This is a genomic window from Xenorhabdus sp. SGI240 (assembly GCF_040081915.1).
GTDB lineage: Bacteria > Pseudomonadota > Gammaproteobacteria > Enterobacterales > Enterobacteriaceae > Xenorhabdus > Xenorhabdus bakwenae.
In genome coordinates, this window is the sequence record NZ_JBEBMB010000100.1 from 1 (window position 1) to 26,996 (window position 26,996).

The following is a 26,996-nucleotide window of genomic DNA, read 5'->3' on the forward strand; positions in this document are numbered from 1 at the left end:
ACTGCCAGACATTCATTTAGTCAGAAAAGCCATCCGTCACCGGATGGCTTTTTTGCGTTTAGGAAAAACCGAAATAATTAACCATAAGTTAATGCACTTTTCCTTGTTCCATACCAATACCCGTTTGTGAACGAATAAACTGACTGCGAAACATTTCCCTTTCCTGCATTCCTTGTGCCGAAGTATCGGTAATCGAAGATAACCAAGCTCCGATAAATGCGATAAACATGGAAAACAGAGCTGGATATTCATAAGGATAAATTGGTTTCTCATGACCAAGAATGCTAACCCAGATCGTAGGGCCTAGAATCATTAATACAACTGCTGTCAGTAACCCCAACCATCCGCCAAATAACGCTCCACGTGTAGTCAGCTTGCTCCAGTACATAGACAATAAAATAATAGGGAAATTGCAACTTGCGGCAATGGAGAAAGCCAAACCGACCATAAAGGCAATGTTTTGTTTTTCGAATAAAATACCCAAGCCAATGGCAACCACTCCCAGAATAACGACGGTAATTTTGGAGACTTTTAGCTCATCTCGCTCATTAGCTTTTCCCCGTTTAATCACATTGGCATAGAGATCATGGGATACTGCGGAAGCGCCTGCTAATGTTAACCCGGCTACTACAGCTAAAATAGTGGCAAAAGCAACAGCAGAGATAAAACCAAGGAAAAAATCACCGCCAACGGCATTTGCCAGATGGACAGCAGCCATATTTGTACCACCAATTAATGCGCCAGTTGTGTCTTTGAAAGAAGGATTGGCGCTGACCAATAGAATTGCACCAAATCCGATAATAAACGTCAGGATATAAAAATAGCCGATAAAGCCCGTTGCATAGAAAACACTTTTACGGGCTTCTTTAGCATCACTGACGGTAAAAAACCGCATGACAATATGGGGCAATCCTGCAGTACCGAACATCAATGCCAATCCTAAAGAGAGTGCAGAGATAGGATCTGATACCAATCCGCCAGGACTCATAATGGCAGGCCCAAGGGAATGTACCGCAATGGCTTCTTTAAACAGGGTATGAAAATTGAAATTAACTACTTTCATGACCATCAAAGCCATGAATGTTGCTCCTGCCAGCAACAGAATTGCTTTAATAATCTGAACCCATGTTGTCGCCAGCATTCCACCAAATAAGACATAAAGCACCATCAAAATACCGACCAAGACAACAGCGACGTAATAATTTAATCCGAATAGCAACTCGATCAGTTTTCCGGCTCCGACCATCTGAGCTATTAGATATAGCGCAACAACAACTAACGAACCCATTGCGGATAAGGTACGGATGGGACGTTGCTTCAGCCGATAAGAAGCGACATCCGCAAAGGTGTAACGCCCCAAATTTCTTAATCTTTCGGCAATGAGGAATAGAATTATTGGCCAGCCAACGAGAAAGCCAATGGAATAGATCAACCCATCATAGCCAGAGGTATAAACTAACGCTGAAATTCCCAGAAACGAGGCGGCTGACATATAGTCACCTGCTATTGCCATACCATTCTGGAAACCAGTAATACGTCCGCCAGCGGTATAGTAATCTGAACGTGAAATAGTCCGCTTTGAAGCCCAGTAAGTAATACCAAGCGTTAACCCGACGAATAACAGGAACATGATAATTGCCTGAATATTCAAAGGTTGTTTTTCTACATTACCTGAAATGGTATTTGCTTGAGCCAGGATAGGGAAGAGGAAAGAAAATAGTAATACGATTTTTTTCATTTTCTCACCTCGTTGAGAATAGTTGACGTCAGACGATCAAATTCACCATTCGCCCTGATTACATAAATTCCGGTCAGTATGAAAGATATGAAAATGATCCCAACTCCTACAGGAATTCCCCGTGTCATACTGGTGTTTTCATGAAGTGGTGTCCCAAGCCATTCAGGAGCAAAAGCAATAAGGAAAATAAAACTAACATAAAGCACTAACATAATGATGGATAACTGCCAGGCAAAACGCCCTCGCTTCTTAACTAACTCCTTAAAGCGGGGATTATTTTCAATCTTTTGATAAATGCCGTCACTCATTGGAGTATCTCCTGTTGATTTTAAACGTCACACCTTAAGCCCACCATATCCGAGGGAATTTGACTATTAGCCAGGTCCCTGTACGGCTCCTCACTTTTGGTGATGCGTTATCAGGCCGCCTTACGACGGCGCATATGTTTTACGACATATTGATGGATTGCTTTTCTTCCAGCAGTTTTTCAACAACTCCCGGATCGGCCAGTGTGGAGATATCTCCTAAGTTACTGGTATCACCAGAAGCAATCTTGCGCAAAATACGCCGCATAATTTTCCCGGAACGTGTTTTGGGCAGAGAGTCTGTCCAATGAAGGATATCAGGTGTTGCAATTGGGCCGATTTCTTTACGAACCCAATCTCTGACCTCGGTATACAATTCAGGGGAAGGCTCTTCACCATGAACTAGCGTGACGTAGGCGTAAATAGCTTGTCCTTTGATATGATGGGGGATACCAACAACAGCAGCTTCAGCGATTTTGGGGTATGCAACTAAGGCTGATTCAATTTCTGCGGTTCCCAAACGATGGCCTGAAATATTCAGAACATCATCAACACGGCCAGTGATCCAGTAATAGCCATCTTCATCACGTCGAGCGCCATCGCCACTGAAATACATTCCCTTGAAAGTGGAAAAATAAGTCTGTTCAAAACGCTCATGATCGCCATACAAAGTTCGTGCCTGTGCTGGCCAGGAATCCGTGATAACTAGGTTGCCTTCACTCACACCCGCTAAAATTTCTCCAGAATTATCAACCAAGGCCGGACTAATACCAAAAAATGGCAGAGTGGCGGAGCCTGCTTTGAGATCGGTAGCGCCTGGTAGCGGTGTGATCATGAATCCACCGGTTTCGGTTTGCCACCATGTATCTACGATAGGACATTTACTGTTGCCTATTTTTTTGTAGTACCATTCCCATGCTTCTGGGTTAATGGGTTCGCCCACAGAACCCATAATGCGCAATGACGTACGCTTAGTCCCTTCTATGGCTTTATCACCTTCGGCCATCAATGCCCTGATGGCGGTTGGCGCAGTATAAAGAATATTCACTTTATGCTTATCAACCACCTGACAAAGACGGTTAACATCGGGATAGTTGGGAACACCTTCAAACATTAGCGTCGTGGCACCACAAGACAAAGGTCCATATAGCAGGTAGCTATGCCCTGTTACCCAGCCTATGTCGGCTGTACACCAGTAAATCTCCCCAGGTCGATAATCAAACGTGTATTTAAACGTTAAAGACGCGTAGACTAAATAACCGCCAGTCGTATGCAGGACACCTTTAGGTTTACCTGTAGAGCCTGAAGTATAAAGAATGAATAATGGATCTTCGGCACCTATTTCTTCAGCAGGACACTCAAAACTCACACTCTCGGTCAGTTCATGCCACCATAAATCACGATTGTCATTCCAGTTTTTGGTATTTCCGGTACGTCTGAAAACAACCACATTAGTTACACTAGTCACGTCAGAATGGTTCAGAGCCTCATCGACATTTTTTTTCAATGGGATTGTGCGGCCCGCTCGCAAGCCTTCATCTGCGGTAACCACGAGTTTAGCGTTGGAATCGATAACTCGGCCCGCGATGGCATCAGGAGAGAAACCACCAAAAATTACGGAATGGATCGCTCCGATACGGGCACAGGCCAACATTGCGACGGCGGCTTCTGGCACCATTGGCATATAGATAGCAACAACATCGCCTTTTTTGATCCCCAGTTTTTTCAACACATTAGCAAATTGGCAGACGTCATGATGTAATTCTCGATAGGTAACATGGCGGGATTCTGCGGGATTATCTCCTTCCCATATAATGGCGGTTTGATCACCTCGCTCTTGCAAATGGCGATCAAGACAGTTGGCACTTAAATTCAGGGTTCCATCTTCAAACCAACGGATGCTGATATGCCCAAGATCGAAAGAGGTATTTTTGACCTTGGTGTAAGGCTTAATCCAGTCAACTACTTTACCTTTTTCACCCCAGAAGCCCTCTGGGTCTTGCAATGACCTTTGATAGTCATGTAGATACTGTTGCTTGCTTATCAGGGCTGTATCTGCAATATCAGCAGGAATAAGATGTTTGATTATTTGAGTCATATTTTTATCTCCTTGCAATTGTTAATACTATGTCAAAACAAGGTTAACTAAAGTATGAGAAGAGTTTTTGTTTCTTTTTTGCGCGGAAGATCACGCAATAAAGAGAATGAATTTTATGGAATGATCATTTAATGCTGTAGATATTAAGCAATACTAAGTAATGAGTTTATTATTTTTATTGGATTTATATTCTGTTATTTAAGTTTATTATTGATATTTTTATCTATGAGGAGGCATGAAACGTGAATGTATAAAGGAAACCATAGTAATAACATGGAATTGATAATCATTTTCATTATTGTTCAATTCACTATAATAATCATGTTGTTCACAAGGTGTGAGCTTTATATATTCTAAATTCTAAACAACTGGAGATATGATATGAGCCATTCATTGCCTTCTCTACCTTACTCCTATGATGCGCTAGAGCCTCATTTCGATAAACAAACGATGGAAATTCACTATACTAAACACCATCAGACGTATGTTACTAACACGAATACTGCTCTGGAAACCTTTCCGGAATTAAGCAAACTTGATATCGATGATCTCATTCAGCAGCTTGATAAAATTCCAGCCGATAAACGCACTTTTATTCGCAACAATGCAGGTGGTCACTCAAACCATAGCCTGTTTTGGCAGGGTTTAAAATTAGGTACAGTCTTGGATGGTGCCTTGAAAACCGCGATTGAGCGTGATTTTGGCAGTATCGACAGTTTCAAGGAAAAATTTGAACAAGCGGCAGCAACTCGCTTTGGTTCTGGCTGGGCTTGGTTGGTACTGAAAGAAGATGGCAAACTTGCAGTTGTTTCAACAGCCAATCAGGATAGCCCACTGATGGGTGAAGAAATAGCCGGTGCTTCTGGTTACCCGATTGTGGGTCTGGATGTATGGGAACATGCTTATTACCTGAAATATCAGAATCGCCGCCCTGATTACATCAAAGCATTTTGGCATGTAGTCAACTGGGATGAAGCGGCAAAACGTTACGAAGAAAAAACGAAATAATCTTTCAATTATTTTTTCACAAGAATGCTGGTCATCGCTGTGACTAGCATTTTTATTGCCTGTAATCTTGGCTATTATGCCAGGATAATACGTGTTCATCTTCACCAGCTCATTGAGAGGGAATAAAGAATGTATTATCCACAAATATATAGAGGCAAAATATCATCGTCAGAAACACTGGGTTTCAGTGCGATCAATAAACTGGTGGTGAATGGTCGTTTACAGCTAACCTCTCTTGGGTTAGAAGGCGATGAACAAGCGGAAACTCGTTTTCATGGTGGTGCTGATCGTGCACTTTGCCATTATCCAAGAGAGCATTACCTATTTTGGAAAAGGCAATTTCCTGAATTGATGGAATTATTTGTCTCTCCCTTATTTGGTGAGAATATATCCACAGAAGGAATGACAGAAGATAATGTCTATATTGGTGATATTTTCCAATGGGATGAAGCTCTGATTCAAGTAACTCAACCACGCTCTCCTTGTTATAAACTCAATTTTATTACAAACATCAGTGAGTTTGCTGCGATAATGCAAAATAATGGGCGTTGTGGCTGGTTATATCGTGTTATCTCTCCGGGTTTGGTTAATGCTGGTGAACCGATAAAACTGTTAAGCCGTAATAGCGATGTTTCTGTTAAGGAAGCCATTTCCATTGCTTTTCATAATCCATTTGATGAAGAGCTGTTTCGGCGTTTAATGGGGGCAGCTGGGCTGTCTGCCAGTTGGAATCTAACGATGCAAAAGCGCATATTGCATGGAAAAATCGAGGATTTTAATCGTCGTTTATTGGGTCATTAAGGAATCTATATGCCAAAGGGGGAGAATGGGATCCCCTTTGGCATTCATCTAAGGTCAGCTGTTACGGATGAGCAATCAAACCTACCGCTTCATAGACTTTATCCAGGGTTGCCTGGGCACGAGCCTGAGCCTTTGCCGCACCTTCTGCCATGATTTGGTTAAGTAAGGCTTCATCGTTACGGAAATGATGGAAACGTTCCTGTAAGCCTGTCAGCATTTCACTGACAGCCTCTGCGACGGCTCCTTTCAAATGGCCGTACATTTTACCTGTAAACTCGGCTTCTAATTCAGGAATAGTTTTACCTGTTACACCCGCGAGGATATCCAGTAAGTTGGAAACGCCGGGTTTGTTTTCCTGATCATAACGTACGCAAGGTGGCTCATCAGAATCGGTAACCGCACGTTTAATTTTCTTGACGACGGATTTAGGATCCTCCAGCAGGGCAATGACGTTATTGCGGTTATCATCCGACTTCGACATTTTCTTGCTCGGATCTTGCAATGACATTACGCGTGCGCCACCTGTCGGAATGAATGGCTCTGGAACAGTGAAAATATCGCCGTATAAAGCGTTAAACCGCAGCGCCAAATCACGGGTTAATTCAAGGTGTTGCTTTTGGTCAATACCCACAGGGATCTGATTAGCCTGATAAAGCAAAATATCAGCAGCCATTAGAACCGGATAATCAAACAGGCCGGCATTGATATTTTCTGCATGACGGGCTGATTTATCCTTGAACTGGGTCATGCGGCTAAGTTCACCGAAATAAGTGTAGCAGTTCAGCACCCAGCTTAACTGGGAATGTTGTGGAACATGTGACTGAACGAAGATGGTGCTTTTCTTTGGGTCAATACCACAGGCAAGGTAAAGTGCCAACGTATCCAGCGTGCGTTTTTTCAGTTCATTGGGATCTTGACGCACAGTAATGGCATGCTGGTTAACGATGCAATAGATGCAATCGTATTCATCTTGCATTTTAACCCACTGACGTAACGCCCCCATATAGTTACCGATGGTCAATTCACCGGAGGGTTGTGCGCCGCTGAATACAATAGGTTTTTGGGAGTTTGGTTTCATTGCAGTGGGTTCATTCATTTTATTAAGCTTCCTGTATTTTCAGACTGGATAACGGGTTCAAAGTGGATAGTCCAATAATTGGGAGTAAATCCGAAAAATGGTCCAATACATAATTTGGGTGGCTTGATGCTATCGACTCGCCATAGTTATATCCATAGGTTAAGCCAATACACGGGCAACCAGCGGCTTGTGCCGCCAAAATATCATTACGGGAATCACCAACAAAAAGCAATTCTTCTTTATGCAAACCAAACATACCCATTGTTAGATAGAGTGGTGCGGGATGAGGCTTTTTCTCTTTAACATCGTCACCACCCAGTACTAATGAAAAATATTCACTGATACCTAATGATTCCAGCAATGGAGCAATAAAAGGGGTGGGTTTGTTCGTAACAATCGCCATCGGCAAATGGTGTTTTGCCAGTTCTGCCAACGTCTCTTTTACCTGGGGAAACAGTTGGCTGCCTGTGGTTACACTGGTTTCATAAAATGTATCAAACAGCTTGCGTGTTTCACTATGCAATTTGGCAGACAGTTCTGCTCCAGCCCACTTTAATGCGCGTTCAACCATGACATCAGCACCATTGCCTATCCAGACGGTGACGTGTTCTTTGCCCGCAGCGGGTAAGCCTTTGGCCATCAGAGCCTGATCCAAAGCATCTGCCAGACCGCCGGCACTGTCCACCAGTGTGCCATCCAAATCAAATGCAATGGCACGAATTCCTTTTACGACGTCATTTTTCATTATGCTACCTTCGATAATTCGCGGCGCATCTCATCAATAACTGCTTTATAATCTGGCTGACTGAAAATAGCAGAGCCGGCAACGAACATATCTGCGCCAGCTTGAGCCGCCTCTGCAATATTATTGGGTTTGATACCACCATCAACTTCAAGACGGATATCGTATCCGCTGTCATCAATGATTTTGCGTACCTGATGCAATTTTTTCAGTGTTTCAGGAATAAAAGACTGACCACCGAAACCTGGGTTAACAGACATCAACAGAATCACATCCAACTTATCTAATACATAATCAAGATAGCTAAGCGGGGTTGCTGGGTTGAAGACCAAACCCGCTTTGCAGCCATGTTCCTTGATAAGTTGCAGTGTGCGATCGACATGCTCACTCGCTTCAGGATGGAAAGTAATATAGGTTGCACCCGCCTTGGCAAAATCAGGAATAATGCGATCAACCGGTTTTACCATTAGGTGAACATCAATGGGCGCAGTAATGCCATAGTCGCGCAGTGCCTGGCAGACCATTGGACCAATCGTCAAATTTGGCACGTAATGGTTATCCATAACATCAAAGTGCACAACATCAGCGCCTGCTGCCAGAACCTTAGCGGTATCTTCACCTAATTGGGCAAAATCTGCGGATAGAATGGATGGGGCAATCAGAAAGTCTTTCTTCATTGTTATCTTCTCCAATTCATTGTTTTATCCCCCGTTATTTCAGGGACTGGAAACCTTAATCACTTCTGGCAGTATAACGCCAAAAGTTCATCAACTTTACTGCGGGCAAGAATATTTCTGCTGATTGTCCGGCGGGCTTTAACAATGTAAAGGGAAGCCTGATGATACCATTCTCGTGTCATCGGTGTGTCATGGTTAGATATGAGCACCGGAATGCCTTTTTGAGACGAGATATAATAGGCGATATGTGCTAGCTTTTCCTGATCGAGAAGGTTAAAGCTATTTGTATGGTAGGCGGTAAAATTGGCCGTAGCCGAAAGCGGGGCATACGGAGGATCACAATAAACCACCGAACCCGTTGAAGCATTATTCAATGCTATTTCGTAATGTTGGCAGATGAACGTTGCCTTTTGGGACTTTTCAGCAAACCAGTAAAGCTCATTTTCAGGAAAATAAGGCTTTTTATAGCGGCCAAAAGGAACGTTAAATTCACCTCGTGAATTATAGCGACAAAGGCCGTTATAGCAGTGGCGATTCAGGTAAAGAAACAGCATACTGCGGCGAAAGGGATCTTTGCTTTTGTTAAACTCTTCTCGCAGGCGATAGAAGTTTTCGGCAGTGTTGAACTCCGATGAAAATAATGGACGGACATGACTAATAAATTCATCCGCACGAGATTTTACGGCATTGTACAGATTGATCAGATCGTTATTGATATCTGACAAAATGTAAAAATCATAATCGGTATTGAGAAATACCGAGCCTGCGCCAACAAATGGCTCAATCAAGCAATCGCCCTCTGGTAGATGATGTTTAATATCATCTACTAAGGGGTATTTTCCACCGGCCCATTTTAAGAAAGCGCGTTTTTTTTTCATGCCGTCAAATTAGTTATTCAATAATTTCAGAGCCGCAGATTGTACTCTGTTTAGGACAGCATATCAGCGCCTAATCAAAATAGTTTTATTTTTTCAGATCTTGCTGAACTTGTTGTAGTTTTCTGACCCAAGGCTTTTTAGCCTGAACTTCAGCAGGCAGTGAGGAAATGGCCCTTTTAGCATCAGAAACAGAACGATAACTACCGTGGATCAAGATAAACCATGTTTTTCCATCGCGTTTAGTTTCATAAACCTTGTAATTTACAAGGTTATTTTTTTCCGCGAAGGCGCTTAAGGTATCAGAACGGCCGGCACTACTCAATTGTAGTGTGAATTGATTTGCGGGTGCTTTCAGCAGATCCCCCCCAGCATCGGCGACGCTCTTTTTATTGGCCTGATATTGACCAGCTGCTTTGGCGTGATTGTCTTCTCTGGCCTTATTCTCTATTTTGGGTGGCGTAACCTTCTCTTGTTTGCTTGGCTCAACAGGTGATGTTACCGTTGGTTTAGTGGGTTTGGCCTGTGGTTGTGTCAGATTGTTTTGCACAGAATGATTAATGGTGCTTTGTTGTTGATTTAAAGCATCAGAAATATCACCAGGTAACTCTATGCGCTGGTTGTAGCCACCCGTTCCAGTTTCGGCAGGAAGATCTTTACTTGGCGTACTATTAATTGGTGGCGGACTGATTTCACGTGCGCCATGAGTTGCTGGTTCTGACGGGTTTTCTTGCTCGCTGCCAGGGGAATTGGTAGAAAGTGAAGAAGAACCAGAACCAGAAAGGTTAATACTCTTTTCCGAGGCATTGTGCTGTGATTGCTGTTTTTCATGCTCAGTGGGTGATTTCAATGCGGAGCTGATAGCAATAATCAGAAGCAAAAGTACCAGAATGCCAACACCAATCATTATTTGTTGGCGGGATATTGCGAGCTTAGGTTGATTGAACTGGCTTCTGGAGCGCTGAGGATTGCGATCAGAAGTATCAGGCTTTAATTCACTTTCTGTTTTTTGTTTGTTTTCTGATTTTAATTCGTCCACATGCCCTCCTAACAGAGATAGTTCTGCCAATTGTTATTGAAGAGGTTTGGCAGTCTGACCTAACTAAAACCGATGATGCTTTATTTGATAATCTAGCTATTGTATAGCATAACAGCTAGAGGATAATTCATCATTCAGCTTTTATTATCAGCGCAAATTTTGCCATATCCAGAAATTCCCTTCATCTTCCCAATTTCAGCCTGGCAGTAAAATTCACTGCCAGAGCAATAAGTTGGGATTAATTAGAGAGTATCAAGTATCTAACGAGGGGATGGCTGAGATAGACGAACGGCATCCAATATAACTTCTTTCCCAATATCAGAACGAAGTTTTGCTTCCCCAATCGCGGTTGGCAGTACCAGATGCAATTTTCCGGCAGAAACTTTTTTGTCACGCATCATATGAGGTAGATAGGCATCAGGGGACATTGCTTCAGGGCCATTGACAGGTAATTCTGCTCGTTCCAGCAAGCGGATGATCCGTTGGGTGTCCTGTTTTGAGAAGGTGCCGACAAGTTCAGATGCTCTGGCCGCCATCACCATACCCGCCGCAACAGCATGACCATGCAGCCAGACGCCATAACCCATTTCAGCCTCAATCGCATGCCCAAAGGTATGACCGAGGTTTAACAGTGCCCGCATTCCACTGCGTTCTTGTTCATCAGCCGCAACAACCAACGCTTTGAGTTCGCAGCAACGACGGATGCAATAAGCCATTACCTGACTGTCGAGAGCCAGTAATTTCTCAATATTCTCTTCAAGCCAGCGAAAGAATTCGCCATCCAGAATAATGCCGTATTTAATCACTTCAGCCAGACCTGAATGTAACTCTTGAGCCGGTAATGTTTTCAGGCAATTGAGATCGACAATAACCGAAGCTGGCTGGTAGAAAGCGCCTATCATGTTTTTGCCGAGGGGGTGGTTGACTCCTGTTTTTCCACCGACGGAAGAGTCAACCTGAGAGAGCAGTGTGGTGGGTACTTGGATAAAACGAACACCGCGTTGATAGCTAGCTGCGGCAAACCCCGTCATATCACCGATTACACCACCACCAAGGGCGATAAGCGTTGTGTCACGGCCATGATTCTTTTCCAGCAAGGCGGAAAAAATGTCATTGAGCACAAAAAGTGATTTGTGCTGTTCACCGTCAGGCAAGATAACTTCATTTACCCGAAGATCCATTCTCTGCAATGTGGATTTCACCTGTTCGAGATACAGGGGAGCAAGCGTCTCATTGGTCACTATCATGACCTGTTGACCCATGACCTGTTGACCCGCTTGCAGGTGCTTGAATGCCTCACTGTCAGAAAATAGCCCTTCGGCTATGGTAATTGGATAGCTTCTTTCACCTAACGTAACAGTCACTTGTTCCATATCAGCTTTCGCCTTATCGTTTGCCGCTGTGCGGACTCGCTATAATCAGTTTTTTTCCAGTAGTTCAATGATTTGGTTAGCGACGACTTTGGCGCTTTGCTCATCGGTGCGAATAGTCACGTCAGCAATTTCCTCATAAAGAGGATTGCGCTCATCAGCCAAATTCTCTAAAACTTCGCGTGCTGGTGCATCAACTTGAAGTAAAGGGCGTTTTTTATCGCGCTGGGTACGAGCCAACTGTTTTTCGATGGTTGTTTCTAAATAGACGACGACACCACGGGCAGACAGGCGATTGCGGGTTTCTTTTGATTTAACAGAACCCCCTCCAGTAGCCAATACGATGCCTTGTTTTTCAGTCAGTTCGTTTATTATTTTTTCTTCGCGATCGCGGAAGCCTTCTTCGCCTTCCACATCAAATACCCAGCCCACGTCAGCTCCGGTACGTCGCTCAATTTCTTGATCAGAGTCGTAAAACTCCATATTGAGTTGCTGAGCTAACTGACGACCAATAGTGCTTTTGCCGGCACCCATAGGCCCAACCAGAAAGATATTGCGTTTCTCTGCCATGTTTTTGGTATTACTAAGACTGTTTGTTAATGATAACCCGCCCCGCCAATCAGATTAGCCACGGGACCTAAACTGAAACCTCATGAGTGATAATGTGAGATCAGATGTGAAAATTATCTCAGCACATCAGCCTGTATTGCAACTATATAAATTTCGCACGAACTGAATCATCGGGTTCATGCTTTTGCTGGCCAATTGAGAGCCTATTGTATCTACCTTCCATCCTACAACTTGCTGTTTTGCTGCAATTTGCCATCTATTGGGTATAAGCTCTTGCTTGCGATATTAGATCTGCTCACTCAATTAGTTAATCCTTGTATGCTAAATTACTCTCAGCGTCAAATCCATAAACAAGCCAGACCAAGAAAAACGGTAGGTGTTTTGACAGAAAAAACACAATTACGTTATTAATTGATTGATTTTTATATTATATTTTTCATTGGTTAAATATCGGTCAGTTGAGGCGTGATAAAAATGACGAGTTCTCGTCGGCTATGTTGCTCTCCTTTTTGGTTAAATAATGCCCCCAATAGGGGAAGATCTGATAAATAAGGAACTTTTTGTAAACTTGCGGTTTTTTTCTGTTGAAAGATCCCCCCGAGAATCAAGGTCTCCCCATTTTTAATTGTAACGTGGGTTATTATCTCTTGTTTATCGATGGACAAATTTTCATTTCCGCCCTGGTTGATGGGAAAACCGGGGGCATTCTGACTAATTTTCAGCGCGAGCCGGATTTTTCCCTGCCTTAAAATATGGGGCGTAACTTCCATGCCCAATACCGCCTCTTTAAATTGAACGGTAGTTTTGTCCTTGTCCTGAACAATATAGGGAATATCAGAACCTTGCTTGATACTGGCTGTTTGCTGGTGTGAAGCGGTTAGTCGTGGGCTGGCAATGATATCAAGCTGGTTTTCCTGCTCTAGTGCACTGAGTTCCAGCTCGAGTAAGTTTGCATGAATGCGGGCGGTATTCAGTACCAACCGATGGCGCTGGTTGCCTGCGGGTTGATGCAGATTTAAGCGGTTTAGGCCTATTGATTGATTATGCGGATCGGCGTTTATTCCCCAGTGGATCCCCAATTCATGCAGGGCTTCCTGACTGCTGGTAACAATATGGGCAGTGATCTGTACTTGTTGCTGTGGGGTATCGACTTCTTTCAGCCAGTTTTTAATACGAGTAATGGCCTCAAATTTATCTTCCAGGATCAGACTGTTGGTTAAGGGATCATGTTCAACTTTTCCCCATTTTGTCAGTAGCGCAGGATGATTTTGCTGTAATTGTTCTGCCACTTGTCCTGCATCGGCGTATTGCAAAGTAATAGCCTGATATTCGATCTCTTGTTCTTGCCCATTTTGCTCTGCCGGAGAAAAGTCAGTTGCATTCTCTATTATTGGAGGCTGGAACGGATCTCTTATTGGCATTTCAGAATTGGGTTCTTCTCCGGTAAAACCGAATAGGGGAAATAAGAGACAGATTAGGAGAATCAAAGGATGGCGGTTCATGATTTCTCCTTATCTGAAAAAGCGGTGTCTGAAAAAACCATGTGAACCGTTAGGTTATCATCGGCAGGTGTAATTGTGATGTGCTTAATTAATAACGGTGGCTGCAATTTTTGAATTTCATTCAAGAAATGGAGAAATTGGCCGTAATTTAGCGACAGCATGATATGCCAGAAAACGTGTTCGTTTTCTTTGTGGATTTGCCATTCCATTAGCTGACTACCGGAGTGAGTTAGTGGAATATGCAGTCGTTTGAGTATGGTCGTATTATTTTTTGAGGATGAAAGATGGCCGTCTGGGGTAAGGCTTGTAGCCATATGCTGGATCTGCTGTTGCGTTTCAGACAGAGATGGCAGTTCAGCAAGCTTCTGCCGGGATAGCACCACATTGTGTTGCTGCTGCTTAATATTGCTCTGGAGGGTATGAATTTCATACCGATTTTTCTGCCAGACTAAAAAGTAGAACCCTAACAGCAGTGAGATGATGAGCAATTGTTGCAAGACAAGCTGTTGCCAGACAGGCCGATAAAACCATTCAAGATAATTATTTCTCATCGGATTCTCCCGTCAACCAATTGGCATCAATGGTAAAAACCTTGAAATGATCTTCTGTCGTGGTCATTTTCCTTAGCTGCACATTGATAAGCGAAGTATCGTCAGTCAGGTTATCCAACAAATTGGAGATATCGGTATAGTTTTGACTGCGGGCGGTAAAAATTAATTGTCCACTGTCGTCACTAAATGCAGTCAGCCAACTGTTCTCTGGTAACACATTGGGGAGTTGACGAAAGAGTTGTAAATAACGTTGATTATGTTCCATGAATATGCGTTTTTTCCGTAATCGTTGTGACAATTGTTGGTGCTGTTGCACGGCGTGGTCTGTTGCGCTGATAGTTTGTTGTAATTGAGCCAATGAGTGAGTCATTTCCGTTAATTGTCCGCGATATTGTCTAATCTGGTTTGTTTGTAGCGTAGAAATAAACACGAATACAGCTGTCCACAACGTCAGTTGTAAGCAAAGTAGTACTCCCCATATTTGGCACTGGCGTTTCAGCCTATTTTGCCGCCAGGGTAAGAAATTGACTTGATACATCACTGATCACTCGGCCTGAGCGCTAAACCAGCGGCAATAATGAACGCATTCGTTTTATCTGGCAGCGGGGGATGATAATGACGGAACGCCATTAAGAGTTGCCAAATATTGGCTGATTTTGTTGATACTGATATCGCTTTTACTGATGTCGATTGCTCTTCATCGCTGTAATAAATTGCATAATCTTCTGTTTCTGACGTGATGGGGAGCTGGTTGATGATTTGCGCCAGATGGGAATCCGGTTGTGAAGATATCAGGCCATAACCGAAAGGTCGGTTGGCAGGAGCTACCCATAGCCAGTTTGTTATACGTTTGTGAAGCAGCCAACTGGCATCAGGCACTCCCGCAAGTTTGGCGACATAACGCAATGCACAGGGGGCAATATCAATAGCATCAAGGGATAAATTGATCTCCGCGAATAGATTCAGCCAGCGGTTGAGATCTTTTTGACGGGTTGCACTAATGCAAATCTGCTGACCATGAACACGATAATCCAACGCCAGGTCACTGGCAGGAAATTGTTTTTCAGCATTGGCGTGCACAAACCAGCCGAGTTCCGGCTCCTGCAAGGCAGTATGGTCAGGCAAGGCGATCTGGCGCTGTAAGGTTTGCTGAACAGGGAGGGCTAATCTTAGGCTAAGATTCTTAGGTAATATTTTTCGCCATTGCATTAAAATGTGGCGTAATTTTTCAGGATCTTGTAGCCGCCCTCCTGAAATAATCTCGCTGGATAAGTGATATTGCCAGCAATGCCGAAGTTGCCAACCGTCACGGCGTTTAATAGCGGCAAGAGCACGAATGTAATGATCCTGGATATCCAATCCGATATACCATTTAGGTGGATACATAGAGAGATCTCCTTATCTACTATCAACGAAAACATCAAATTAATGAAAACCTAATGAGACATGAAAAGGGGATTGGTAAAGGTGATATCTATAGTGTTGTACAGCCCTTATACTAATTCCTTTATACTAAGTCTTTTATACTACGTACTGATCGTTTATAAACTGCCCGATTAACATGGCGTGAGAAATTTCAGGTGAAGTTCATAAAGTATTTTTTGATCCTTATTGTTGTTTGCATTTTATTGGGAGTTGTCTCGATTTTTGGTTTGTACAAATATATCGAGCCACAGCTTCCTGATGTTGCGACGCTAAAGGATGTCCGGTTACAAACACCGATGCAGGTGTTCAGTGCTGATGGCGAATTAATAGCCCAATATGGTGAAAAACGCCGTTTACCCCTTACCTTGTCAGAAATACCTCCCCTAATGGAGAAAGCCTTTATTGCCACGGAAGATAACCGTTTTTATGAACACCACGGTGTTGATCCCATCGGGGTTATCCGCGCTGTTTCTGTGGTAATCACTTCCGGCCATGCTTCCCAAGGGGCGAGTACCATCACTCAGCAGCTTGCGAGAAACTTTTTTCTTAGCCGAGAGAAGACATTGATACGTAAAGCGAAAGAGGCATTTTTGGCGATTAAGATCGAACAATTATTAACTAAGGATGAAATCCTGGAGTTGTATCTCAACAAGATCTATCTCGGCTATCGTGCTTATGGTGTTGGCGCTGCGGCTCATGTTTATTTTGGTAAAAACGTCAACGAGTTGACATTGAGTGAGATGGCGATGATTGCCGGTTTGCCGAAAGCACCTTCAACATTTAACCCACTTTATTCTTATGATCGCGCGATCAGTCGCCGCAATGTGGTACTGGGCAGGATGCTGGAAGAGGGATATATCACCCGGCGTCAGTATGAGGAAGCCAGAGAAGAAAAATTGGTTGCCCGTTATCACGCTCCACAAATTGTTTTTTCTGCGTCTTATCTGACTGAAATGGCTCGTCAGGAAATGATCAATCGATATGGTGAAGAAAATGCCTATACAGAGGGTTATAAGGTCTATACCACGATCACGCGTAAATCCCAGTTAGCGGCTGTGAACGCGGTTCGTTCCAATGTGATTGACTATGATGTCCGTCACGGTTACCGCGGCCCTCAAGAAGTGTTATGGAAAGCCAATCAGCTGGCATGGAGCCAAACGCAGATTATCGATAAGCTGAAAACCTTACCTAAATATGGCCCTCTGGTGCCAGCCATTGTGACGAAATCCAGCGCTAACCAGGCACAAGTGATGCGGGTGGATGGCAACAAAGTTGAGTTGACAATGGCAGGCGTGCGCTGGGCACGTCCATTTAAAACCGACAGCTTACAAGGTGCTGTACCACATAGTGTCAATGAAGTCATTCGGGCAGGCGAACAAATTTGGATCAGAAAAGTCAATGATACTTGGTGGTTGGCTCAACTTCCCGAAGTTAATGCAGCGCTGGTTTCCATCAATCCGATGAATGGTGCAATAGAAGCGTTGGTCGGTGGATTTGATTTTGAATTGAGTAAATTTAACCGTGTGACACAATCGTTGCGTCAGGTCGGTTCCAATATCAAGCCATTCCTGTATACCGCCGCAATGGACAAAGGGTTGACGTTGGCTTCATTGATGAATGATGCGCCAATCAGCCGTTGGGATGCCGGAGCCGGGACGGATTGGCGTCCGAAAAACTCACCACCGAATTACGATGGGCCAATTCGTTTGCGTCAGGGGTTGGGACAATCCAAAAACGTAGTGATGGTTCGAGCCATGCGTGCGATGGGGGTTGATTATGCTGCGGATTACTTGAAGCGCTTTGGCTTACCGGGTGAAAACGTTGTACGCACAGAATCTTTGGCTCTGGGTTCCCCTTCATTTACTCCGCTACAGTTAGTACGCGGTTATGCCGTGATGGCAAACGGTGGTTACCTGGTTGATCCTTACTTCATCAGCAAGATTGAAAATGATGAAGGGAAAGTGCTGTTTGAAGCGAAACCTAAAATTGCTTGTCCTCAATGTGAAAACATTCCGGTGATTTATGGTGAAACATCACGTTCTATCGAATTATCTGAAGATTCCATCGAGAACGTGGCGCATTCTGAGGTTCCGCAAAATCCAGATTTACTGCCTCAACCGGAGTTAGAGAGCGTATCGGGAAATGTTAATGTGGATGATCAACAGTATGCCCCTCACGTGATCAGTACACCGCTGGCGTTCCTTATTCATGATGCCTTAAAGACGAATATCTTTGGTGAGCCGGGTTGGATGGGAACGGGCTGGCGTGCTGCCCGTGATTTGAAGCGCCGTGATATTGGTGGCAAAACAGGGACAACCAACAGCTCAAAAGATGCATGGTTCTCTGGTTATGGCCCGGATAGGGTGGCAACAGCCTGGATTGGCTTTGATGAACATAGCCGAAGCTTGGGACGTACTCCGGTATTAAAAGGGGAAGGTGGCGCGAAAACGGCTCAACCAATTTGGGATGATTTTATGAAAGTGGCGTTGGCAGGCGTTCCAGATAAAGCCATGGAACCCCCTGCCGGCATTGTTTCTGTCACAATTGATCGGGCAACGGGCAAGCTGGCTAACGGTGGTAACAATACCCGTAAAGAGTATTTCATTGATGGCACTCAGCCGACGGAATATGCTGTACCCGATGTGGGTACGACAGTCACTGAAAATGGTGAAAGCCGTGAATTATTCTGATTGATCTGTCTGTAACCAACATAACGGAAATGAAAGATAAAAAGGCCTTGCCGGGGAACTGGCGAGGCCTTTTGTTATTTACTGGGGAAGATATGATTATGATGCGAATTAATTTTGAAGGTGTAGTTAATTTGTTTATTTATTATTTTTAATAAGCTGAGTTATTTTTCATAAATATTATTAAAATTATTACACGCATCAAATTAAACCTTACTCTGTTTAGGTGTTTGTTCTTTATCTCCGTATTTCACTTAAAACGAGTATAAAATTGGTATTGGGATATCAATTGCATACCCGTTTTTAAAGAATGCATTAATTAATGTTTCCTATTATTTTTTTGCTTGCAGGTATCGTTGAGCAAAAAATAGGGCGCTGACATTTCTGGCTTCGTTGAAATCGGGATGCTCCAATAGTGACATCATGTCAGAGATTGGCCAGCGTTTCTGCACGAGTGGTTCGGGTTCATCGCCTTTCAGACATTCTGGGTAAAGATCATGAGCAATCATGATATTCATCTTGCTGGAAAAGTAGGATGGTGCCACCGTCAATTTCGTCAACAATTCCAGTTTTCCTGCACCGAAACCAATTTCTTCCTTCAATTCACGATTGGCGGCTTCCAAAATACTTTCGCCAGCATCAATGGCACCTTTTGGAAAACCTAATTCATATTGTTCGATGCCAACGGCATATTCGTGAATCAGAATTAATTCATCCCCGATAATTGGAATAATTAGAACTGCTTCACTATTTGCGGGTTTCATTCGTTCATAAACGCGTTTTACACCATTGCTGAATTCAAGATCAACTGATTGAATATTGAATAAACGAGAGTGGGCAACGTCATTTATATTCAGTATCTTAGGTTTTTTTAGATCAATCATGTTCTCCCCTGATGGCTGTCATATACTGGATAATTGAAAATAATAATGCGCCAAGTAACTTAAATATTACTGTATTTTTAAAGTGTTGTGATGAAATGGTTATGCATTCAAGCTTTGCTTTAATATGGCGGATTATGTTAGTAAATGATAGCGATTATCGCTTGAATGTATTTTTGTTGCTATCTTACTCATTCTTGCAAAAAGACGTTAGTTTATGGAAAGGTATGAGAAAAATTATATAACCTTTTGTAAATAAAATTAAAAATAGAAGAGAAAAATAGGAATAACCTGATTATGGGTGTTCCATGAAGTTGTTATTCTGCTGATCTCTGTACTGCTGTTATGAGCATGGGGAAAAAATGAGCTTATTGGTCATTATATTGGCTATTTTTATCATTAGCCTGATTATAATGGCTTCCTTTCTGATTTTCAGATGGAGGCGGCTTGGTAACGCGTGTTATCTACAGTCAATGACTAAAACTGCCAGCCGTAAACTGGGTACTGATGAATACCAAGCTATAGAATCTTACTTGCGAAATGCCCGTCTTCTGATGAAACCGAATAGTAGACACAGGGCTGATCATCCGGTACTACCTGTTAAACATGCTGATGTCTATACCATCACACATCCTATTAGCCGTTTTTCTGCTGCAACGGATGGAGAGCACTATTGGCGCTATTATCTTGGTGAGACAGAAATACATCTGCCTGTGTTGTTTGAGCCATTTATCAAGCAGCGGAATACGATTGAGATTGTTCGAACTTCATCAATACCGCTAGTCATCGCGGTTAATGGTCACTTTTTGCAAGATTATCAGCAAGATTTGCTCATCACGCGAGTAATGGCAAAAACCGAACATGCCTCCATTCAAAAAAATGGCAATTCGAGTGCTAAATTACTGCATATCCGCAAGGAGACGTTAGAAGAATATCGTTTGCGAAAACCAACGGGTATTCAGGGAAGCATCCTGATGTGTGTTGGTTTATCGCTGTGGTTTGTGGCTCTTTTTGTGCCCATTCCGATGTTGCCGTGGTTAATGCTGGTGGCGTTTTTGTTTCTTCTGGGCAGTTTTTGGTCACATTTTCGATTTCCATCCGGTCGAAAATTAGCCGATATCCATTGTTTCAATGGCATTCCGAAACGATGGGGAATATTTAGCGAATTTGAGCCGGAGCAAAGAAAGAATATCTCTCTGGGCGGCATTGATCTGGTTTATCCCGTACATTGGGAGCCTTATATTTCCCATGATCTTGATCAGAATACCGATATTGACATTTATACCAACTGCCATGTTGTGCGGCAGGGGCGCTATCTCTCTTTGCATGAAGAAGAGAAGCACTACCCTTATCAGCGTAGTAGAAAGAATGTGATGTTGGTGGCTTTCTCTGTATTTGTCATGCTGTTGCTTTACTTTTACCAGCCGGTGAACTTATCCATGCAGCTTAGTTTTGCCTGGTTATATGGTAGTAATACCAAGGTCATTACCCGCTTTCATGAGCTACAAAATATGCCGTTGAAGGAAGGGGATGTATTAAAGGTCAAAGGTGTTGGGATGTGCTATGTTCCCCCCAATATCATGCCCGAAGCGAATATTACAATATTCGCCCCATTTGATTGTGTGGGTATCTATTGGAATAGTGAAATTCCATTACCTATGCTGGAATCTGACGTTGTCGAAAGTGCTTCAGCGCTGATTACAGCAGTTAGTGAGCAATTACATCCAGTTGAACGTAAAAGTAATCCTGGCCTGAATGCAGCCATTGCCAAATCGGGCATGGCCTTGCTCGACAATTTTTCACAAATCATTTTGAAAACACAAAAGTTGTGCCAAAACGATGCTGATTGTGACCGTTTGAAAAATGCATTGGTCAATTTGGGAAATGCCAAAAGTTGGGACAAGTTGTTAAAAGCCGCAGAAAGCGGCAAGCTGGACGGAACTAAGGTATTGCTGCGTTCTGTCAGTGCCGATGCGTTGGAAAAACTGGTTGATTCAACTACTGCATCATTTATCTATCGCGAGATCGATAGAATGATCATTCTTATAAACAGCCCATCTCCGGGAGGCGTTTTATTGCTGAGTGATGAGGGAAAAACCTTAGTTGAATACCCGATGCGGACACACTACATATACGAACACTCAGCTTTAGATCGGTGGCGGGAATTACAGGGGCTTTTAGAACTGTTGATGAAGACACCATTTGAAACCGAGGGGATTGTGACAAAATTGTCAGAAGATCCGAATGGGACTCGCCATATCATGCTGCATCGTGAACCAGATTCCACGTCGATTATTCGTTATCTGGGAAGTTGTCTGCTGCTGGCTATTTTGCTGGTAACGTTGATCATCAATGTCATATTGATTATCAAGAAAAAGCAGAAGAACCGACGACGTCCTCAACAAATCACCCAATACTATGATAACTGTTTTAATGAGAGAAATATCCATGCAGAATTCAGACACTGATCAGGTTGTTCGCCTTGATAAATGGCTGTGGGCTGCCCGTTTTTATAAAACCCGTTCCATCGCACGTGAAATGATTGAAGGGGGAAAAGTCCATTATAATGGGCAACGGAGTAAGCCGGGTAAACTGGTTGAGTTGAATGCAGAGATTAAACTGCGTCAGGGAAACGATGAAAAAACGGTGATTATCTTGGCATTGTGCAGTCACAGACGGAGTGCTACCGAGGCCCGGCAGCTTTATCAGGAAACGGCAGAGAGCATTATCAATCGGGAAAAAACGGCATTAGCGCGTAAAATGAATGCGCTCACGATGCCGCATCCCGATCGCCGTCCAGACAAAAAAGAACGGCGTACACTAATAAAATTCAAGAACGCAAAACTATCATGAGTCGGAAGATACTTAATCGATTTTAAGCTGCATCTAATAAAAACAGGCAACTTGAAAGACGAAGGGGACAACCGTCTCAGTGAAATGAGAGAGATTTATGACCAAGCATGACCAATTACACCGCTTTTTATTTGCAAGCCACTCTGTCAGGGGGGAACTTGTTTCCGTTAGTGAAACTTACCAACGGATGCTGGAAAATCATCATTTCCCTCAACCGATACAGCAGCTATTGGGTGAATTGTTGGTCGCAACCAGCCTGTTAACCGCTACCTTGAAATTCAGCGGGGATATCACGGTACAGATCCAGGGGGATGGGCCGGTCAAACTGGCGGTGATTAATGGTAACAACCGACAACAGATGCGTGGCACGGCTCGCATTGATGGTGAAGTGAATGCCGCAAGTAGCCTGCGCGATATGATCGGCAATGGTTATATGGTCATCACGGTGACACCAACAGAAGGTGAGCGTTATCAGGGCGTTGTGGCGCTGGAAGGCAATACGTTGGCAGAGTGCCTGGATGCGTATTTCAAACAGTCAGAGCAGTTACCAACGCGTCTGTTTATCCGTACAGGGGTGCAGGATGGAAAAATAGCAGCCGGTGGCATGTTATTGCAAATCTTGCCCGGAGCGCAGGAAAGTAGCGAAGACATGCTTGACCACTTGGTGCAACTGACTGCAACCATTAAGGGAGAAGAGTTGTTTACGCTGGATGCGAAAGAGATTTTGCATCGCCTTTATCATGAAGAAGATGTCACGCTATATGAACCTCAGCAAGTGGAATTCCGTTGCACCTGCTCCCAGCAACGTTGTGCTGATACCCTGGTGACATTATCGGAAGCCGATCTACAGGAAATTTTGCACAACGATGGCAAAATTGACATGCAATGTGAATTTTGCGGCATGCATTATGTTTTCGACGAAAAAGATATCAACGCAATAAAAGCGGCAAAAACAGAGCGGTTGCACTAATTAGGTATCATAGGGCGTTATATACGCCCTTTTTATTACGAATGATTCAGCCATTCCGTGTTCTGTGTCTCATATAAACTTAAAAAAAGTAATGTGATTTCAATTTTTTGATAAAAATCGCTGTTAATTAGTCATAATTATTTATTATCCCCTACAGAGATAAAGTATAACCGACCAGGAGCAACAAATGAGCGTTACAGGCATTACTGAGCAGGAACTTGCGGTTTATGGTATTCACGGTGTTAGTGAAATTGTTTATAACCCAAGTTATGAACTGTTATTCTCTGAAGAAACTCAACCCACGCTACAAGGGTATGAGCGTGGCATATTGACTAACCTCGGTGCTGTCGCAGTAGACACAGGTATTTTCACGGGGCGTTCTCCGAAAGATAAATATATTGTTCGTGATGATGTTACCCGCGACACAGTATGGTGGGCTGATCAGGGCAAAGGCAAGAACGATAATAAACCGCTCAGTCAGGAAACCTGGTCTCACCTAAAAGGTTTGGTTACTCAGCAGCTTTCAGGCAAACGTTTGTTTGTGGTTGATGCTTTTTGTGGAGCCAATGCGGATACGCGTCTGAAAGTGCGTTTTATTACTGAAGTGGCGTGGCAGGCACATTTTGTGAAAAATATGTTTATCCGGCCGTCAGACGAAGAATTAGTTGACTTCATACCTGATTTTATTGTGATGAATGGAGCTAAATGCACCAACCCACAATGGAAAGAGCAGGGGCTGAATTCTGAAAACTTTGTTGCTTTTAACCTGACCGAGCGTATGCAGTTAATCGGGGGGACTTGGTACGGTGGTGAAATGAAAAAAGGGATGTTCTCAATGATGAACTACCTGCTACCACTAAAAGGTATTGCCTCGATGCACTGTTCCGCCAACGTGGGTGAAGCGGGAGATGTCGCTATTTTCTTCGGTCTTTCTGGAACAGGGAAAACCACGCTTTCCACTGATCCGAAACGTAAGTTAATCGGTGATGATGAACATGGCTGGGACGATGACGGCGTGTTTAACTTTGAAGGTGGTTGCTACGCGAAAACCATCAATTTATCCAAAGAGGCTGAACCGGATATTTATCACGCCATTCGCCGTGATGCCCTGCTGGAAAATGTCACTGTACTGGCGGATGGTACGGTTGATTTCAATGATGGCTCCAAAACAGAAAATACCCGTGTTTCTTATCCGATTTACCATATTGAAAATATCGTTAAACCAAGCTCAAAAGCAGGGCACGCGACCAAGGTTATTTTCCTGACCGCAGATGCTTTCGGTGTATTGCCTCCGGTTTCCCGCTTAACCCCAGAACAAACCCAATATCATTTTCTGTCTGGCTTCACGGCAAAATTGGCAGGAACAGAACGTGGTGTGACAGAACCAACACCCACTTTCTCTGCTTGCTTTGGAGCGGCATTCTTGTCACTGCATCCGACACAATATGCGGAAGTTCTGGTTAAGCGTATGCAGTTATCGGGCGCGAAAGCTTATCTGGTCAATACCGGCTGGAATGGCTCGGGTAAACGTATCTCCATCAAAGATACCCGTGCCATTATTGATGCGATCCTCAATGGTGACATTGAAGATGCGGATACCCTTCAATTGCCGATTTTTGATTTGGCCATACCAACGACATTGTCGGGTGTAAATACCCACATTTTGGACCCACGCAATACCTATGCCGATAAATCTGAATGGGATGTGAAGGCAAAAGATCTGGCCGAGCGTTTCATCGATAATTTTGACAAATATACTGATACTGCTGCGGGTGCTGCATTGGTAAAAGTAGGCCCTAAACTGTAGTGTAATTTTAAGTTTTCTATGAAAGAACTCTATTCGGTTGGGTAGAGTTCTTTTTCAATACCCGACATCAGTTGGAGGGTAAGTCAAACAGTAGGATCTCACTTTCTTGATTTGCAGTTAGCCGAAGTTGGGATTCATCCCAAATAGCAATACCATCGCTGGTCGTAGCCCGGGTTCCATTGATCATCACTTCACCACGAACCACCTGGATCCAGACATTTCGTGTTTTCTCCATGTTATATTCACCCTCTTCGCCATTTTTTAATGCCCAACGCCATAATGTCATATCCTGAAAAACTTTCAGGGAGCCAGCACGGGCATCAGGAGAGAGAATTAATTGGCGACCTTCTGTAGTATCAAAACGGTGTTGTTCATAACGGGGAGTGAGTCCTGTTTTTTCCGGTATGATCCAGATCTGGTAGAGATGCAGTTGGCTATCATGCTGTGGGTTATATTCTGAGTGACGGATGCCTGTCCCTGCACTCATAATCTGGAACTCTCCCTCAGACACTTGCCCTTTGTTACCCATACTGTCTTGATGTTCCACCGTTCCAGACAGCACATAGGTCAATATTTCCATATCCTTGTGAGGATGCATGCCGAATCCCTGACCCGCGTCAATCACATCTTCATTAATGACCCTGAGTGCAGAAAATCCCATGAAATTGGCATCATAATAGTTGGCGAATGAAAAAGTATGCCAACTGTCCAGCCAGCCATGATTAGCATGACCCCGCTCTGAAGCTTGACGTAAGTAGATCATTACAAAATCCCTCAAATTTTTTTTGTAGTCTAGTTGAAGGAATGAAATAGAAAAGACGGGAAATTTAACCTTAAATTTCAAAATATTTGAATAAAAATAAGGCAATGACAAGACGAAAAAAAAGCCAACATAAAGTTGGCTTATAAAAGTAAACACTGGAAGCAATGTGAGCAATGTCGTACTTTCACATGAACCCTGAAGGTGGTGCACTGAAAGTGCTAATAATGATAATCGTTCTCAATATCATTTGTAAAGTGTTTTTTTAAGCAAATTTCAAATTTGAGAGACTGTTTAAAATGCGATTTTTGACACATATCAGTTGTATGGTTACCCCTCCAATTCCATCTGATAGAGATGTTGAGTACTCATATCATGAAATTGATAGGGCGTTAATTGGTAGCCTCGTAGCCACAGCAAAAACCATCCATCATGTGTGTCCGGGCAAAGCCCGGCGAAGCGAAATCCGCCTTTTTTCAGCAATGAGTACAACCTCAGCGCTTCTTCACATGCAGGCAGTTTCAAATAGATTAATTGTCCAGAGGGAAGATCGATGACCTCCGATAAAAAGTCAGCCTGAACTTTGTATAGTGTGATTTCCAAACGTCTACCCGATTTTTTGATGGTAATAGGCTCAGAAAGAATAGAGTGCCGATACACTGATGGTTCACTTTGGGATGATTCACCAACATATTGGCTGATTTGAGTGATCCAGCCTTGCCAAGGCCAGGGCCAGTTCAGCTTAGGTAATGGCAATGATTTAAACGGTAAAATGCCCTGAATGATACTTTCGGGTTCTGGCAAACCAAATGGAGAATCAATATAATCCAGCATCAGCGCGGTAGAATAAAACCCCAAATTTTGGGCGATGTGCTGGCTTTTAGGGTGTGAACATACCTGTTTCATCGTCAATAAATTATAGCCTTGCTCTTTCGCATAGCCGCATAAATAATTGCCCAGAGACTTAGCCACACCATGACCTTGACAATCGGAACACACCGCAATAAGTGCCAGCTCTGCCTGATTTTTCTGTACCGTATCTTTAACCAGAGACGCATGACCGATGAGCTGGCCTTGATGGAATGCCAGGGCAGAATACCATTGCCCTGTAGACTGGTAGTCATTGATGAGCCTTGGTAGATAAATGTCAGGATAGACATACGAATCACCGTAAACTTCACGGAATAATTGGCTGATTCTTTTATCATCACCAGACTGGTAGCTGCGGATCTGAATAGTGGATTGGAAAATAGTCATCG

24 protein-coding genes are annotated in these 26,996 nt (G+C 43.4%); 7 read left to right on the top strand and 17 right to left on the bottom strand.

Going from position 1 to position 26,996, the window contains the following annotated elements; genetic code table 11:
* Positions 1 to 88 precede the first annotated feature (88 nt).
* From actP to acs, 3 genes are all read right to left on the bottom strand, one after another.
* Positions 89 to 1,738 carry a cation/acetate symporter ActP gene (gene actP, locus ABLA76_RS16025; protein WP_348988681.1) on the bottom strand — a complete coding sequence of 550 codons (1,650 nt, stop codon included), beginning with the start codon at positions 1,736 to 1,738 and terminating at the stop codon, positions 89 to 91.
* The gene (locus ABLA76_RS16030) at positions 1,735 to 2,046 is read right to left on the bottom strand and encodes a DUF485 domain-containing protein (RefSeq protein ID WP_348988682.1); all 312 of its coding nucleotides are present in this window, start codon (positions 2,044 to 2,046) and stop codon (positions 1,735 to 1,737) included. The genes actP and ABLA76_RS16030 overlap by 4 nt, the downstream gene beginning before the upstream one ends.
* A gap of 139 nt (positions 2,047 to 2,185) precedes the next feature.
* Entirely contained in the window at positions 2,186 to 4,141 is a 1,956-nt protein-coding gene (gene acs / locus ABLA76_RS16035; protein ID WP_348988683.1) for an acetate--CoA ligase, read from the bottom strand.
* 381 nt (positions 4,142 to 4,522) lie between these two features.
* Here acs and sodA point away from each other — a divergent pair, with 381 nt between their 5' ends.
* Together sodA and yiiM are read left to right on the top strand one after the other, a co-directional pair.
* Complete coding sequence (sodA, locus tag ABLA76_RS16040; RefSeq protein WP_047766347.1) at positions 4,523 to 5,149, top strand: superoxide dismutase [Mn]; 627 nt, start codon at positions 4,523 to 4,525, stop codon at positions 5,147 to 5,149.
* 129 nt (positions 5,150 to 5,278) lie between these two features.
* Positions 5,279 to 5,950, top strand: a complete 672-nt coding sequence (gene yiiM, locus ABLA76_RS16045) for a 6-hydroxyaminopurine reductase (RefSeq protein ID WP_348988684.1) — start codon at positions 5,279 to 5,281, stop codon at positions 5,948 to 5,950.
* Positions 5,951 to 6,011: 61 nt separating this feature from the next.
* On the opposite strand, the gene trpS is transcribed toward yiiM, so the two are convergent.
* From trpS to pilM, 11 genes are all read right to left on the bottom strand, one after another.
* Positions 6,012 to 7,046, bottom strand: a complete 1,035-nt coding sequence (gene trpS, locus ABLA76_RS16050) for a tryptophan--tRNA ligase (protein ID WP_348988685.1) — start codon at positions 7,044 to 7,046, stop codon at positions 6,012 to 6,014.
* Between the two features lie 4 nt (positions 7,047 to 7,050).
* The gene (locus ABLA76_RS16055) at positions 7,051 to 7,773 is read right to left on the bottom strand and encodes a phosphoglycolate phosphatase (protein WP_285809027.1); all 723 of its coding nucleotides are present in this window, start codon (positions 7,771 to 7,773) and stop codon (positions 7,051 to 7,053) included.
* A complete protein-coding gene (gene rpe / locus ABLA76_RS16060; protein ID WP_348988686.1) occupies positions 7,773 to 8,447 on the bottom strand; it encodes a ribulose-phosphate 3-epimerase in 675 nt (224 codons plus the stop codon). Before rpe ends, ABLA76_RS16055 begins: the two co-directional genes overlap by 1 nt.
* Positions 8,448 to 8,506: 59 nt before the next feature.
* Complete coding sequence (gene dam / locus ABLA76_RS16065; RefSeq protein WP_348988687.1) at positions 8,507 to 9,325, bottom strand: adenine-specific DNA-methyltransferase; 819 nt, start codon at positions 9,323 to 9,325, stop codon at positions 8,507 to 8,509.
* Positions 9,326 to 9,410: 85 nt separating this feature from the next.
* Positions 9,411 to 10,361, bottom strand: a complete 951-nt coding sequence (locus ABLA76_RS16070; protein WP_348988688.1) for an SPOR domain-containing protein — start codon at positions 10,359 to 10,361, stop codon at positions 9,411 to 9,413.
* A gap of 260 nt (positions 10,362 to 10,621) precedes the next feature.
* Complete coding sequence (gene aroB / locus ABLA76_RS16075) at positions 10,622 to 11,734, bottom strand: 3-dehydroquinate synthase (protein ID WP_348988689.1); 1,113 nt, start codon at positions 11,732 to 11,734, stop codon at positions 10,622 to 10,624.
* A gap of 45 nt (positions 11,735 to 11,779) precedes the next feature.
* Entirely contained in the window at positions 11,780 to 12,301 is a 522-nt protein-coding gene (aroK, locus tag ABLA76_RS16080; protein WP_038237472.1) for a shikimate kinase AroK, read from the bottom strand.
* Positions 12,302 to 12,744: 443 nt separating this feature from the next.
* A complete protein-coding gene (locus ABLA76_RS16085) occupies positions 12,745 to 13,803 on the bottom strand; it encodes a secretin N-terminal domain-containing protein (protein ID WP_348988690.1) in 1,059 nt (352 codons plus the stop codon).
* A complete protein-coding gene (locus tag ABLA76_RS16090) occupies positions 13,800 to 14,354 on the bottom strand; it encodes a hypothetical protein (RefSeq protein WP_348988691.1) in 555 nt (184 codons plus the stop codon). Before ABLA76_RS16090 ends, ABLA76_RS16085 begins: the two co-directional genes overlap by 4 nt.
* A complete protein-coding gene (locus tag ABLA76_RS16095; protein ID WP_348988692.1) occupies positions 14,344 to 14,892 on the bottom strand; it encodes a PilN domain-containing protein in 549 nt (182 codons plus the stop codon). Before ABLA76_RS16095 ends, ABLA76_RS16090 begins: the two co-directional genes overlap by 11 nt.
* A complete protein-coding gene (pilM, locus tag ABLA76_RS16100) occupies positions 14,892 to 15,740 on the bottom strand; it encodes a pilus assembly protein PilM (protein ID WP_348988693.1) in 849 nt (282 codons plus the stop codon). The genes ABLA76_RS16095 and pilM overlap by 1 nt, the downstream gene beginning before the upstream one ends.
* A 194-nt stretch (positions 15,741 to 15,934) precedes the next feature.
* On the opposite strand from pilM, the gene mrcA reads away from it, so the two are divergent.
* Positions 15,935 to 18,469: a peptidoglycan glycosyltransferase/peptidoglycan DD-transpeptidase MrcA gene (gene mrcA / locus ABLA76_RS16105; RefSeq protein WP_348988694.1), complete on the top strand. Its 2,535-nt coding sequence runs from the start codon at positions 15,935 to 15,937 to the stop codon at positions 18,467 to 18,469.
* A gap of 329 nt (positions 18,470 to 18,798) precedes the next feature.
* Here the strand turns inward: mrcA and nudE are convergent, their stop codons facing one another.
* The gene (gene nudE / locus ABLA76_RS16110) at positions 18,799 to 19,350 is read right to left on the bottom strand and encodes an ADP compounds hydrolase NudE (protein WP_047766359.1); all 552 of its coding nucleotides are present in this window, start codon (positions 19,348 to 19,350) and stop codon (positions 18,799 to 18,801) included.
* 410 nt (positions 19,351 to 19,760) lie between these two features.
* On the opposite strand from nudE, the gene ABLA76_RS16115 reads away from it, so the two are divergent.
* From ABLA76_RS16115 to pckA, 4 genes are all read left to right on the top strand, one after another.
* A complete protein-coding gene (locus ABLA76_RS16115) occupies positions 19,761 to 21,815 on the top strand; it encodes an IgaA/UmoB family intracellular growth attenuator (RefSeq protein ID WP_348988704.1) in 2,055 nt (684 codons plus the stop codon).
* Positions 21,796 to 22,200, top strand: coding sequence for a ribosome-associated heat shock protein Hsp15 (gene hslR / locus ABLA76_RS16120; protein ID WP_348988695.1), 405 nt, complete (start codon positions 21,796 to 21,798; stop codon positions 22,198 to 22,200). The genes ABLA76_RS16115 and hslR overlap by 20 nt, the downstream gene beginning before the upstream one ends.
* Before the next feature lie 97 nt (positions 22,201 to 22,297).
* On the top strand, positions 22,298 to 23,170 hold the full coding sequence (gene hslO, locus ABLA76_RS16125) for an Hsp33 family molecular chaperone HslO (RefSeq protein WP_348988696.1): 873 nt from the start codon (positions 22,298 to 22,300) through the stop codon (positions 23,168 to 23,170).
* A gap of 187 nt (positions 23,171 to 23,357) precedes the next feature.
* Positions 23,358 to 24,977, top strand: coding sequence for a phosphoenolpyruvate carboxykinase (ATP) (pckA, locus tag ABLA76_RS16130; protein WP_348988697.1), 1,620 nt, complete (start codon positions 23,358 to 23,360; stop codon positions 24,975 to 24,977).
* Positions 24,978 to 25,044: 67 nt separating this feature from the next.
* Here the strand turns inward: pckA and ABLA76_RS16135 are convergent, their stop codons facing one another.
* Together ABLA76_RS16135 and ABLA76_RS16140 are read right to left on the bottom strand one after the other, a co-directional pair.
* Positions 25,045 to 25,740 (bottom strand): pirin family protein, encoded by a 696-nt coding sequence (locus ABLA76_RS16135; protein WP_348988698.1) that lies wholly within the window; start codon positions 25,738 to 25,740, stop codon positions 25,045 to 25,047.
* Between the two features lie 327 nt (positions 25,741 to 26,067).
* On the bottom strand, positions 26,068 to 26,994 hold the full coding sequence (locus tag ABLA76_RS16140; protein WP_348988699.1) for a GNAT family N-acetyltransferase: 927 nt from the start codon (positions 26,992 to 26,994) through the stop codon (positions 26,068 to 26,070).
* Positions 26,995 to 26,996: the final 2 nt, after the last annotated feature.

Bases quoted from the DNA above. Each gene is read 5' to 3' on its own strand.
- nudE (WP_047766359.1), bottom strand. From the start codon at position 19,350: ATGATTGATCTAAAAAAACCTAAGATACTGAATATAAATGACGTTGCC.
- aroB (WP_348988689.1), bottom strand. From the start codon at position 11,734: ATGGAACAAGTGACTGTTACGTTAGGTGAAAGAAGCTATCCAATTACC.
- actP (WP_348988681.1), bottom strand. From the start codon at position 1,738: ATGAAAAAAATCGTATTACTATTTTCTTTCCTCTTCCCTATCCTGGCT.
- ABLA76_RS16085 (WP_348988690.1), bottom strand. From the start codon at position 13,803: ATGAACCGCCATCCTTTGATTCTCCTAATCTGTCTCTTATTTCCCCTA.
- pckA (WP_348988697.1), top strand. From the start codon at position 23,358: ATGAGCGTTACAGGCATTACTGAGCAGGAACTTGCGGTTTATGGTATT.
- ABLA76_RS16115 (WP_348988704.1), top strand. From the start codon at position 19,761: ATGGCTTCCTTTCTGATTTTCAGATGGAGGCGGCTTGGTAACGCGTGT.
- hslR (WP_348988695.1), top strand. From the start codon at position 21,796: ATGCAGAATTCAGACACTGATCAGGTTGTTCGCCTTGATAAATGGCTG.
- aroK (WP_038237472.1), bottom strand. From the start codon at position 12,301: ATGGCAGAGAAACGCAATATCTTTCTGGTTGGGCCTATGGGTGCCGGC.
- sodA (WP_047766347.1), top strand. From the start codon at position 4,523: ATGAGCCATTCATTGCCTTCTCTACCTTACTCCTATGATGCGCTAGAG.
- yiiM (WP_348988684.1), top strand. From the start codon at position 5,279: ATGTATTATCCACAAATATATAGAGGCAAAATATCATCGTCAGAAACA.
- ABLA76_RS16140 (WP_348988699.1), bottom strand. From the start codon at position 26,994: ATGACTATTTTCCAATCCACTATTCAGATCCGCAGCTACCAGTCTGGT.
- ABLA76_RS16055 (WP_285809027.1), bottom strand. From the start codon at position 7,773: ATGAAAAATGACGTCGTAAAAGGAATTCGTGCCATTGCATTTGATTTG.
- pilM (WP_348988693.1), bottom strand. From the start codon at position 15,740: ATGTATCCACCTAAATGGTATATCGGATTGGATATCCAGGATCATTAC.
- dam (WP_348988687.1), bottom strand. From the start codon at position 9,325: ATGAAAAAAAAACGCGCTTTCTTAAAATGGGCCGGTGGAAAATACCCC.
- acs (WP_348988683.1), bottom strand. From the start codon at position 4,141: ATGACTCAAATAATCAAACATCTTATTCCTGCTGATATTGCAGATACA.
- hslO (WP_348988696.1), top strand. From the start codon at position 22,298: ATGACCAAGCATGACCAATTACACCGCTTTTTATTTGCAAGCCACTCT.
- trpS (WP_348988685.1), bottom strand. From the start codon at position 7,046: ATGAATGAACCCACTGCAATGAAACCAAACTCCCAAAAACCTATTGTA.
- rpe (WP_348988686.1), bottom strand. From the start codon at position 8,447: ATGAAGAAAGACTTTCTGATTGCCCCATCCATTCTATCCGCAGATTTT.
- ABLA76_RS16030 (WP_348988682.1), bottom strand. From the start codon at position 2,046: ATGAGTGACGGCATTTATCAAAAGATTGAAAATAATCCCCGCTTTAAG.
- ABLA76_RS16095 (WP_348988692.1), bottom strand. From the start codon at position 14,892: ATGTATCAAGTCAATTTCTTACCCTGGCGGCAAAATAGGCTGAAACGC.
- ABLA76_RS16090 (WP_348988691.1), bottom strand. From the start codon at position 14,354: ATGAGAAATAATTATCTTGAATGGTTTTATCGGCCTGTCTGGCAACAG.
- ABLA76_RS16135 (WP_348988698.1), bottom strand. From the start codon at position 25,740: ATGATCTACTTACGTCAAGCTTCAGAGCGGGGTCATGCTAATCATGGC.